Raw genomic sequence first — 11,498 nt, 5'->3', positions numbered from 1 at the left:
GGCAAGTGCTGCCACCGCCGATTTCAGGGTTCTGTGATAGTTCATTCCCGTTCCTCCTCCAAAGATGGGTTTGATCAATAGGCGGCAATATCCGGCCAGCGGATTTCAATGCCTTCGCGGGTGAGTTCCCGCTGGAAGTCGTGGAGCCGCTCATCGTCCGCCTGCACCTGATGGGGTGTCATGCCTTTCTCGAGGCAATGGGCCGCAAGCATGCCGGCCACCTCGCCAATGTTCCATTCGAGCGGATGCAGCCGGTAGCAGCCATTGGTGATGTGGGTGGTGCCGATATTCTTGCCGGCCGGAATGAGGTTCTTCATCCGCTGTGGCAGAAGCGCTCCGAGCGGAATCTCAAACGGGCAGGACGGCACGTCGATATAGTTGTCGCCGCCGGTCGAGGGGTGCAGGTCGATGCGGTACATCCCGATGCCGACGCTGTCGCGATAGTTTACGGCCCCCTTCTCGCCACGGACCGCATAGGAAAGATCTTGTTCAGTGATACGGGTGACCGGCTTTATGCGGCGGCTTTCGCGGATATAGGGCGCCATGGCGAGACCGTGTTCGGTGCCGGTGATGTCACCGCGCAGACGAAGGCCACGATAGCCCTGCCCGCCATCGACGCGCGGCGCTTCCGTCTGCAGCCAATAGAAGACCGCGTAGGAGAGATCGGCGGCCGACTTCAGGTGCTTCGCCTTTTCCGCCTCGGAAACGTCGATGATGGAGCCGTCCATATAGTCGATCATCGGCCAGTTCACGAGACAGATGTCCGACTGGTAGAAGCCGGGCTGAAAGTTGCGGCGCGCGGCGATGCGACGGAAGAGCCAGAGATTTTCGTCGCCACCGCCCTTGCGCTGATCGGCATCGACGAGCAACGGATCATCGTCGACATTCGGCGTGAAGGAACGCGTGGTGAATTCCAGCGTGCGCGGATGCGGCGCGGTGAAGCCAAGCAGTGGACCGCCCCAGAAATGCGGCTGGTACTTGCGCCAGTGATCATAGTTCTCCGGCTTGTCGATCGTCTGGTCGCCGTCCACGCAGTCAACGGCAAAGCAGATGGAGACGGCCTGAAGGTTGTCCGGCTGGGCTTCCGCGGGTGCGCTCGGCTCGCCGGTGTCGGACCGCGCCTCGAAACCCTTCACATATTCCGTTCCGGTCATCGGCAGGAGGTCGCCGAGCTCGGTCGCGTCGAGAATATAATCGGCGGAGATGGTAACCTCCTTGCCCGTGTCTCGATGGCGGACTGTAACGGAGCGCACCGTATCGCCATCCGCATCTGCAGCGACCGGCCGGTAGGGCTGTAGCACCTTGAGGCGGCCAGCACCGCGGTAAGGCATTAGCATGGCTTCCATGACGGCGAGGCTGACGCGCGGCTCGGCGCAGATGCGGCTTACCCAGCCGCCGCCAGGGTTGAGGTCGCCCCAGGCGCGGGCGCCTTCGGTCAGCGGGTAATTATCGCGGTAGTATTGGCGGACGCCGTTGCGAAGCTTTCGGTAGGAACGCGTGATGCCGAACTGCTCGACCCAGCTGTGCTCGTCGGAGGGCACCGCCTGGCTGGTGGACTGACCGCCGATCCAGTCATATTCCTCGGTCATGATGACGCTCTTGCCCGCCCTGCACGCGCCAAGCACGGCCGCCACGCCGCCGAGACCACCGCCCACCACCAGAATATCTGCTTGCATTTCTTTCACGTCTCTAAGTCCGTTTTGTTGTGGAACCCATGGGAACGGGTCCAAGCGTTTCACCCTCGACGGGCTCGCAGGTCAGGAGAACCTGGCTGCCGGCGCTCCCGGTCTCGATGCGGTTCACCAGCATGGCGGTTGCCTGCCGGCCCATCTCCTCGCGCGGGATTTCGTAGGAGGTGAAGCGCACGGGGCTGCGCCCTGCCCGGATGTGACTGCCCAGCACGACCATCGAGAAATCTTGCGGCACTTCGAGCCCGCGTTCGCGCGCGAGCGCCTCGACGCGCACGGCATCCGCCAGTTCGATAAAGAAGGCGGCCGTAGCACCGCTTCCGGCGATCGCATCGAGGATCTCGGCGGCCGGCCGATTGACGGCGTCTATATGCAAGGCAAGCTCAACCCCCTGCCCCAGCGCGGAGACAAAGCCTCGCCAGCGGTCGGCGATGGACTCCGCCGGCCCCTTCGGTCCGATATAGGCGAGTTTCGAATGGCCGAGCGACCGAGCTTTCTCGACAAGCTGCCGCGTGCCCGCGGCATAATCGCCGCCGACGTAAGGAACGGGCCCGCCAGCGTCCTCACGTCGTCCGATGGCCACGAACGGATAATCCCCCAAAACCAGGCGCTCCAGTTCGGTCCGGTCGAACTCGCGGCCGAGCACCAGACAACCGTCGGCGATCCTCAGCCGATTGCCTTCGGAAAAGATCTTACGGTCGCCGCCGACGCCGGCACTGGTCAGAAGCAGGAGATCGTAATTCTGTTGTTGCGCCTCTTCCTCGATGCCCAGCAGGAAGGGCGCGAAGAAGTCCGCCTGCTCGCTCGGAAATGCCGGTTCGTAAGTGAAGACGCCGAGGATGCGGTTGAGGCCTTTCGCCATGCGGCGAGCAATCGGATCGGCTACGTAGCCGGTCGTGCGGATCACGTGTTGAACCCGCTCGCGGGTCTCCTGGGGAATGCGCGCAAGAGCTATCGGAGCTCCATTCAACACAAGCGAAACAGTCGCCTGGCTGACGCCGGCGAGTTTCGCAATATCATGCTGAGTCAAGCGCTTAGGGCCTGCCAACGCGATAACCTCCCGATCTTTCCTTGCCTTGCTAATGCGTATTAGCTGCTAATACGCATTAACAGGATCAAGCCGTTTGCTGTCAAGCGGGAAATTGGGGAAAGGTAGATAGACATTGACTTGTGCTGGGATGTGGCCCGGGATTGAAGCGACCCCTCGGACTGGACCAGCACGGCGCATCAAACTAAGCCGCCCGCCGGACAAGTTGGGTTTTAAAATCCTCAAGCGATCGATAGCCAGGCGCGGAGTCATAGCGCTCTTCGGCGCCAACCAGCCCTTGAAATAGCAATTGGTGAAATAGCTAATCGTCAATGGATAGCAATACTTATCGGCGAGCATAATTCGGCGTTGTATCGGCACACCCCAGGTCGTCGGACTGACAAGATTGGAGGAGCGCTGTTCCCTGTGATTGGTTGCGGAGGGGCAACCACCTTCAAAGCCTGGAATCAAATACCTGGCTCTACCTCACCGGCAGGCTGGCGTCCCAGCAATCTTCAGGCGTGGCCCTGCCAGTTCCTGCACAGTATACGTTGACCCGAGGCTGACCATCCGCGTTGTTACGCCAGGAGACCGCGAGCGGGAGCATGCATTCGGGCATGAAGACCTTGTCGTTGACCGCCGGCGCGGCCCAGTTGCTGTTACTTTCCACATTCTCCTCTTCGATGAAGCGCGCCGCGACCGCAGCCATCGCCGCGTTCGATTGAAGCGGCGAGCGCACCTGCCGCTGTTTCTCGGAGAAGATCGCGTGGCACATGCGTAGATTGTCGAGACCGAAACGCGTCGCACAATAGCGCTTGATATCCTCCACGCGCTCGATCGGCAGGTTCACGAATATCGCGACGTCGCATTCCCCGCAGGCGATCGGATTGGGGAACACGATCAGCAGCGACGGCCACTGTTTCAGGAAGAGCCGGTAATCGGTATCGTGCTCGCGATAATGCGTCTCGATCCCGACGAAAAGCCAAAACAGGCAGAGGGTGCCCAGAACGCAAGCGGAAATCTCTTCATTGAAATTCTTCTTAATCTCGCTTTCGGATTGGAGTCGGCCGCCTTCAGCGCCCGTACCGAAGATTCAGCAATTGGCTTGCGTCAGCCAATTTTACAACCGCTTTTCTTGAAAAGGAGGCCGCGAATGTGGGCCATCCTTGTTCGCGCTTTCGATCGCAACGAACCGAATGCAGCCTCACCATTGACATGCAGGCATTTACCTGCATATTATGCTCCGACATAACGAGTGAGACCGATGGACGCTGACAAGGTTTTCAAGGCGCTGGCCGACCCGACACGCAGGACGCTGCTGGACCGGCTCTATGAGAAGAACGGGCAGACGCTCGGCCAGCTTTGCGAGGATCTGGACATGGCCCGGCAATCCGCCACGCAGCACCTGGGGATACTGGAGGAGGCCAATCTGGTGAGCACGGTCAGGCGCGGCCGGGAAAAGCTGCACTTCATCAATCCCGTACCAATCCATGAGGTCTACGAGCGATGGGTACGTAAATTCGAACACCGGCGGCTCAGTCTGCTGCACGATCTGAAGAAAGAACTCGAAGGAGAATGACAATGACCAAAGAAACGATCAGCTTTGTCTACGTGACCTATATTCTCTCGACGCCGGAAAAGGTGTTCGAGGCCATAACGAAACCGGAACTCGCCAGGCGCTACTGGGGCCATGAGAACGTCTCTGACTGGAAGCCCGGATCGAATTGGGAGCACATCCGCGCCAATGACGAGCGGACTGTCGAACTCGTCGGCAAGGTGGTCGAGATATCACCGCCGAACCGTCTCGTCATCACCTGGGCGAACGCTTCGCAGGCCGCCGATCCCGCGAGCTACAGCCGGGTGACATTCGAGATCGAGGAATATGAGAGCATGGCCCGGCTGACGGTCACGCATGACGAACTCGAAGCCGGCAGCGGCATGGCGAAGGGCATCAGCAAAGGTTGGCCGGTCGTCCTCTCCAGCCTGAAGTCCTTCCTGGAAACCGGCCGCGGACTTGACGTCTTCGCCAAGCCAAAAGCCGCCTGACCCGTCGAGCGTCAATCAGGAAGTCTGCTATCAGGAGAACGGCAATGACCAGGCCCTACACGGGCGGATGCGCATGCGGTGCGATCCGCTACGAAACCAGCAGTGAACCCATCTTCGAAAACCACTGCCAGTGCCGAGATTGCCAGAAGCGCAGCGGCACGGGTCACGGATCCTATCTGACCTTCCGGCGGGCCGATGTGACTATCGCGGGCGATGCGAAGAACTGGCGGGTCACGGGAGATGGCGGGAACGAGAAGATCCACGCCTTCTGCCTGACCTGTGGAACACCGGTCTATTTGACCACCGTTAACAGGCCAGACCTGATAGCGGTCCATGCCGGCAGCCTTGACGACCCAGGCCAATTCAATCCCCAGGTGGTCACATACAGCATCCGCGGCCACGCCTGGGACGCGGTCGATGCCTCGTTGCAGAAATTCGAGCGGATGGCGCCTGGATAGGTTTCCCTGGACGCAATACGAAGCTGGACGACACAAAATGGCCTCGCATGCATTTTCGCATGCGAGGCCATAATTTAGCTGAGAACGACCGCCTCAGAAATTGACGGTGAACTTCGCGTCGATCGCATTCTGCCTCAGATCCGAGCCGAACTGCCCCGTGTAGGACACGCCCAGCGTTGCCCGGCGGCTGATTTTGAAATCGAGGCCTGCCTCGACCAGCGCCGTATCCTCTGCGAGCGGAATGCCGGTGACGGAGAAGGCATCGCCAGTGCCGAAGGCCAGCGTCGAAACCGGCGCCATGTCGCCATAGGCATGCTGCCAGCCCACCGTGCCGCGGGCCTGCGTCTCGACCGATCCGAGCATCAGCGGAGCAGAGGCCCGCAGACCCAGCGTGGTGAAGGTCGTATCCGTCGTCTCGCTCTCGACCGTCAGCGCCGCCGCGCCGCCCTTTTCGGTGAAGCCGTCAGTCTTCACCATGATATGGGCAAGATTGGCGAAGGGCTCGAAGGAAACGCGGCTCGTATCGATCCGGTAGCCGAGTTCACCGAAGGCCTGGAAGGTCCCGGCGTCGTAATCGGCCCGGAGGCGATCCTCGAAACCGGAGAAGGCCACAGCGCGCGACGTTTCGACGGAATGCCAGCTATAGGCAAGGCCGGAGCGGATCGAAAGCGCATCGAACCGGCCACCGCCATAGACACCGACATGATAATTGTCGCTGTCGCCGGAGCCTCGGCCATCCACATCGAAGCTGGAGCGGCTATAGCCGGCCAGCACGCCGAGGCGCCAATTCTCCGCCACCGCCGCATCGAAGCCGGTGACGAAGCCGCCGGTCGACTGGTCGAGCCGCGCCGCATTGCCGTCGGTCTTGGTCTCGCTCCAGACGCCGAATGCCTGCCCCCAGGCCGCCATCAACGGCACGTCGCCCTGTGCCAGCGGCTTGGCATCCGGGCCAAAGCCCAGCACCGGCACATCGGCCGCCGCCACGTCATTGAAGGCCGCGCGGATACGGTCATTGGCCGCATTGCGGATGAGACGGCTGTCATTGATCAGCCCTGTCGTAACGGAGGCATGAAGCTCGCCGGACAGCTGGTCGAAAGCCCAACGAGCATTAGCCTCGCTCTCCTGCAGGACGACGGTATCGAACACCTTGTTGCCAGCGCCGAGCGCCTCGACAGCCGCCGCCGTCGCCTTCTGATTGCGCGTGACGCCGACGGTGGGAAAGGCGACCTCGTTGCGCGCGATGTCGAGATAGACGTTGCGCGGATCGTAGGCGAGGCCGAGATCGACGAACGGCATGTTCTGGCTCAAATTGCCGAACGTGCCGGTGATACCGCCATTGGCGGTCAGGATCGCATAGCGCTGCCCCGGCATGTAGGTGCCTGCGAGCTTGGCGATATAAACGTCGCCGCCTTCGAGCGTAGCCGTTCCCGTCGCCACGACCTTGTCGCTGAAGCCGTCCGGCGCGATGTCGACAAGATAGGTCGAGCCGGTCTTGAGCAGGAGATCACCATCGATCGACAATGTCCCTATGCCGTCGCCGGGCGCGAGCGTGCCGCCGCCGGCGACCGTCAATCCGCCGACAGTGCCGGCGCCGCCCAGCGTGCCGCCCGACCCCACGTCCACAAGACCGGAAAGGCGCGCGCCTGAATGATCCTTGTCTCCAACCAGTAGCCCGCCGCCCTTGATCAGCGTTCCGCCGGTATAGCTGCTGGCGCCGTTGAGGATAAGCCAGCCGTTACCGTTCTTCGTCAGGCCGCCCGTACCCTCGATCGTGCCGTCATAGCGGGTGTTGGCCGCCTGATTGACGGCAAGCGAAGCGCTGCCGAGCTTCACCGCGCCGCCCTGGCCCGAAAGAGAGGAAGCGGTGAGATCGAAATTGTTGAGATCAAGCGCGCCGCCATTGATTGCATAGGCCGTGTTATCGACGAATGCGCCGTCAACGCGGGCCCGCAAGGTGCCGTCAGTGACAATCGTGCCGCCGGTGTAGCTGTTGGCGGCCATGAGATCGAGCGTGCCCACACCGCGCTTTTCAAGTGTACCCTGGCCGGAGATTGCCTGCACCATTTCGACCGGCACGGTCGGATGCGAGACATCGATCCAGCCCAGCCCGGCGAGATGGACGGCCTTGTCGATCCTGGTGACGGGATCCGCCCAGGCCGCCCAATCGTCGTCCGGACCCGCGGTGCGGATGCCGCCATTGGCGAGGATGATGGTGCCGTCCGGTGAACCCAGCGCCTCGCTCTCATCGATCGCCACGGTCTTGCCGTCGGCAATCGCGATGTCCTTGAAACGACTATGATCATCCACGCACATGTCCTTGGCGCCCTGCAGGGACAGATGCTGCTTGTCGAAGCAATCGAGCTGGAGCTTCAGCGGCGCGTAAGGATCACTCTCGAAATCGAGGCCCGTCAGCTGGCTCAAGCGCGCCCGCACCGCCGGATCATCGAGACCAAGCGTAGCCCAGAGTTCATTCCAGGCGGGGGTAGCCGTATCGGTTGGAACCGTCTGGAAGGTCAGGTCGGCCTTCAGATGATCGATGAGGATGTTCCCCCATTGCTCCCAGCTAAGCTTGGTATAGTCGCTGATGCCGGGGAATTCGCTGCGATGCGTTTGAAAATATTGATCGATAACCTTGCGGAAAGCTCCATTGCCAGTTTCGGCTCCAACGAGCAGTTCGGTGAGGCGCTGGTTGAAGACGTCCATTTTGTCTTCGGGAATGAAGGGCTTCAACTGTTCCAGGTAAGGCGTGGTATCGTGCCGGTCATAGATCGTATAGGAAACCAGCTTGGCCAACTGGTCGTCCGAGATCGGTTGAACCTGCTCCGGGCGTCGATAGACCGGCTGACCATTGGCATCCGACAATTGTCCCAGATAGACGTCCGTGCGGTTATTGTTGCGCGAAAGCTTGAACTCGCCCGCGCCGTCGAAACCGCTTGCCTGATTGTCGAAAGCCAGCCGCGCCGTCCCATCGCCGGTCTCTTCGACCCGCGGGCCTTTCCAGCGGATTTCATGCGCCACCGGCTCGTGATCGGAGAGAGGCGTGCCATCGGGCTTCTGGCTCACCGACTGATCGAGAACGCCGCCCACATATTTGTCGTCGGCCGGATCGACCAGTTCCCACCACTTCGCGTAGGGTCGCGACGCCACGAAATGGTCGATCTGCGTGCGGCCCCATGATGGCCACTTGAACGCCTCATCATCTTCCCCAACGCTTGGCCAAGTGGTGCTTCCATCCGCAAGTTCATGCGGGGCGAACTTTTCCTTATCCTCCGGATTCTGGAGGATCTGAAAATCCTTCTTGAGAATGTTCATGGTGTTGGGCGTATTTCCCAAGACGGGGTACATCTCGTCCGTGAACAGATCCGTTGGACGCGTGTCCGACGTCTTGTTTATGTACGCTTCCGCGGCTTTATATTTTTCGGAACCGATAGGATGGTTGCGCGCCACGTATTGGAGCGTCCATGCCTTGTAGTCCGCGTTCCCGGTTTCCCTGGCGCGGGTCATCATCAACTCCTGCTGGACCACTTCCAGGAGGCCGCGTTCCGAAACGTCGCCCGCGTTGAAATCGCCGGTCAGGATGATGGGCGCGGTTTCGCTCCTCGCCCAGTCGTTCAGTTCCTTCGCCTCTCTGACGCGGTGATCGAAAGGGTTGTCCCAGTAGTTCAAGTGCTCGGTGGCGACGATGGTCGCAGGCCGGCCGCCCTCCGCTTCCAGTTTCACGTAAGGCGTATTCTGAACACCGCCTAATCCGGTGGTCATCGGCAGGGCCGACGCTACCCCCGTGTCGCTATACGAATGCACCGTATAAGGCAGCTTGGCTACGAGATCGTTGCCATAATCGGCGTTGTATTCCTGTATGGTTATGATGTCATACTTGCCGGCGCTGTAGAGATCGATAGCCGCCGGGATGAGAGACCTCGCCCCCCAGGTGTTGAAGGAGATGATCCTCAATGTGTTGTCCGCCGCTTCCGCCGGCATCGCCGCGATGATAGCCCCGACAGCCACGCCGATTTTGGCAGCTGCCCGCGCACTGCCCGTCTTCTTCTGCTTCTGCATATTGGCCCCACTGATGATTGTTTGAACGGACATATTGGCAATGTCACTTTTCCAACATTAGCTTGGATATATGTCAGTTTGACAACATTGCGCTGGGAGAACCTTGCATTCCCCGGACCCAGGCAGCACAAATGAATGCACGGATTCAGAAAAAATGGACGGGGCATGGACGGGATGATGACAGGCGATCCGGTAGCCGGAGACGGCGGTCAGAAAGAGAATCGGCAGGCCTATCTCCTCCGCTATATCGAGCGAAACCATTATATTTCGATCGAAGAGATCTCACGGCTTTTTTCGGTGACCACCCAGACGGCGCGACGCGATGTGATGGCGCTGGAGCAACAGGGAAAGGTGCGCCGGCTGCATGGCGGAGCGGCGATCGCGACGCCGGTCGATCCCCTCACCTATCGCCAGAGACGCGTCGACAATGCCCCGCAGAAGGAGCGGATAGGCGCGATGGTGGCCGAAATCATTCCTGATGGCGCTGCGGTCTTCATCGATACCGGCACGACATGTGAAGCCATTGCCCATGCGCTGGTCAGAAGACGTGATTTGCGTGTGGTGACATACAGCTTGAGGGTCGCCACCATCCTGAGCGAGAATTCGAATTTCGTGCTTGCTGTTCCCGGCGGCTTTGTCAGGCCGGTGGATGGCGGCGTATTCCGCGAGGATACCGCGGAATATATCCGCAGGTTCAAATTCGATTACGCGATCATTTCGGTGAGCGGCATCGATGACGATGGCGATATGTGCGACGACGACCATGGCGAGGTCGCGGCGGTTTCGGCGGCGCTGGCGCAATCGGATCGAACGCTTCTGGCCGTCGACAGCAGCAAATTCGGCAAGCGCGCGCTGGTCAAGCTCGGTTCATTGCGGGACGTGGACGTTCTCGTCACCGACAAGATGCCGAAGGAACCGCTCCTGAAGAAACTCGAGGAAAGCAATATCGAGGTGCATTTGTAAAACGCACCTCGATCGGGTGAACCCATCCTCAGATCTCGGCCGGTGACAGTTCGGCACGAGCGGCAATTCTCTCATAGGCTTCCCGGATGGGATCACGCACCGGAACCAGGCAGGATGCTCCCAGGCGAAGAAGAGCCTTCAGATGCTGGCGGCCGCCCTCATAGCCGACGATGGGCGCGAAGGGGACCATGGCCAGCCGCTGTTCGGCCGGATAGAGGCGCTCGAATTCGACGAAATTCGTGAAGCTCTCGTAGTTGTCGGTGCCGAGGAGATAGGTCTCGGCGGGCGCTCCCTCAGCCAGAACCGCCTCATGCGTATCGAACACGATATTGAAATATTCGATCGTCTCCAGACCCGCAGGAAGGGCCGGAACGATCGACCTTCCATTGACAAGTTCCTTCACGCGAATGAGGACGCCGTCGATGAACAGGGCGTGATTGGGTGACAGATAAAGGTCCCGGTGCGGGGTCTGCCGGTCAAGCGCGTGCCGCGCGATGCGGACCGGCACAACGCTCTCGGGCCAGGAGGGCCCACTTTTCCTGAAATTCTGGCGGCCGATCCATTTGACCGCTTTTGCCCCGCCACGCACGGTTTCAACAAGATCACCGGTCCGGAGGTCCTCGATACGCACCTCTCCCGTGGGAGTCGTGATGGAGGTACCACGAAGAAAACAATGAGCTCCGCCACCGCCGCCGGGATCTTTTCCCCAATTGGTTCCCAGAGCACGCGCCGGCAGGGAAGATATTGTCGTTGCCACGGCGCCCAGCGCCGCAATCTTTGCACCCGTTGCGATCGCCACACCAAGAAAATGGCGCCTCGCCCGATTAAGCCGCAATTGCCGATCTCTCGTCGGTGACATCAAGCCCTCCTATTAGCTATCCGATGACAAGAGTTCCATCCTAATGCGAAGCATCCCATTTCGGCTTTTCCGAAATTCGGGTCTGTACAATGGGGAAATAGAAGTACCAACTGCTGCGAAAGATGTAGACAGCGAAGTTTTATCGAGGATGGCGGGGCCACATCCGCATGCTCCTCGACGATCTCAGGGAGGAGACCTGCAGAATTTCCCAGCGGCCTTAGCTGCTGCTCACATCGCATATCCATATAAGGCCGCTTCCAAATGCTGGCGCTATACCAACGCTGAATTCTGGCATCTTCTGCCGCATAGCCAACCCGCAATACTGGTTTGAAGCTGTGCGGTCTGTTCCGATGCCCAACCTTGCCTACTCTGATACGCAACGGCCTGGCGGCCGTTACGCC

At 60.3% G+C, this 11,498-nt stretch carries 9 protein-coding genes; 4 read left to right on the top strand and 5 right to left on the bottom strand.

The window, feature by feature from the left end:
- Window positions 1–74: 74 nt before the first annotated feature.
- The 3 genes from ATN84_RS22060 to ATN84_RS22050 all read right to left on the bottom strand — a co-directional run bounded on the left by ATN84_RS22060 (window position 75) and on the right by ATN84_RS22050 (window position 3,565).
- Window positions 75–1,676 carry an FAD-dependent oxidoreductase gene (locus tag ATN84_RS22060; protein ID WP_068884661.1) on the bottom strand — a complete coding sequence of 534 codons (1,602 nt, stop codon included), beginning with the start codon at window positions 1,674–1,676 and terminating at the stop codon, window positions 75–77.
- A gap of 13 nt (window positions 1,677–1,689) precedes the next feature.
- The gene (locus ATN84_RS22055; protein ID WP_068884660.1) at window positions 1,690–2,736 is read right to left on the bottom strand and encodes a LacI family DNA-binding transcriptional regulator; all 1,047 of its coding nucleotides are present in this window, start codon (window positions 2,734–2,736) and stop codon (window positions 1,690–1,692) included.
- Between the two features lie 460 nt (window positions 2,737–3,196).
- A complete protein-coding gene (locus ATN84_RS22050; RefSeq protein ID WP_153020340.1) occupies window positions 3,197–3,565 on the bottom strand; it encodes a hypothetical protein in 369 nt (122 codons plus the stop codon).
- 414 nt (window positions 3,566–3,979) lie between these two features.
- Between ATN84_RS22050 and ATN84_RS22045 the strand changes: the two genes are divergently transcribed.
- From ATN84_RS22045 to ATN84_RS22035, 3 genes are read left to right on the top strand one after another with little or no spacing between them, the layout of a single operon-like run.
- Window positions 3,980–4,294, top strand: coding sequence for an ArsR/SmtB family transcription factor (locus ATN84_RS22045; RefSeq protein ID WP_068884658.1), 315 nt, complete (start codon window positions 3,980–3,982; stop codon window positions 4,292–4,294).
- A gap of 2 nt (window positions 4,295–4,296) precedes the next feature.
- Complete coding sequence (locus tag ATN84_RS22040) at window positions 4,297–4,761, top strand: SRPBCC family protein (protein ID WP_068884657.1); 465 nt, start codon at window positions 4,297–4,299, stop codon at window positions 4,759–4,761.
- Between the two features lie 44 nt (window positions 4,762–4,805).
- Window positions 4,806–5,219 carry a GFA family protein gene (locus ATN84_RS22035; protein WP_068884656.1) on the top strand — a complete coding sequence of 138 codons (414 nt, stop codon included), beginning with the start codon at window positions 4,806–4,808 and terminating at the stop codon, window positions 5,217–5,219.
- A 93-nt stretch (window positions 5,220–5,312) separates the two neighbouring features.
- On the opposite strand, the gene ATN84_RS22030 is transcribed toward ATN84_RS22035, so the two are convergent.
- On the bottom strand, window positions 5,313–9,275 hold the full coding sequence (locus tag ATN84_RS22030; protein ID WP_161939611.1) for an autotransporter domain-containing protein: 3,963 nt from the start codon (window positions 9,273–9,275) through the stop codon (window positions 5,313–5,315).
- A gap of 174 nt (window positions 9,276–9,449) precedes the next feature.
- Between ATN84_RS22030 and ATN84_RS22025 the strand changes: the two genes are divergently transcribed.
- Complete coding sequence (locus tag ATN84_RS22025; RefSeq protein ID WP_068884763.1) at window positions 9,450–10,238, top strand: DeoR/GlpR family DNA-binding transcription regulator; 789 nt, start codon at window positions 9,450–9,452, stop codon at window positions 10,236–10,238.
- Between the two features lie 28 nt (window positions 10,239–10,266).
- On the opposite strand, the gene ATN84_RS22020 is transcribed toward ATN84_RS22025, so the two are convergent.
- Window positions 10,267–11,097 carry a Hint domain-containing protein gene (locus ATN84_RS22020; protein ID WP_068884654.1) on the bottom strand — a complete coding sequence of 277 codons (831 nt, stop codon included), beginning with the start codon at window positions 11,095–11,097 and terminating at the stop codon, window positions 10,267–10,269.
- Window positions 11,098–11,498 lie beyond the last annotated feature (401 nt).

The organism is Paramesorhizobium deserti (assembly GCF_001558695.1).
Classification (GTDB): Bacteria; Pseudomonadota; Alphaproteobacteria; order Rhizobiales; family Rhizobiaceae; genus Paramesorhizobium; species Paramesorhizobium deserti.
This window is presented reverse-complemented; position numbering and strand designations above follow the sequence as displayed.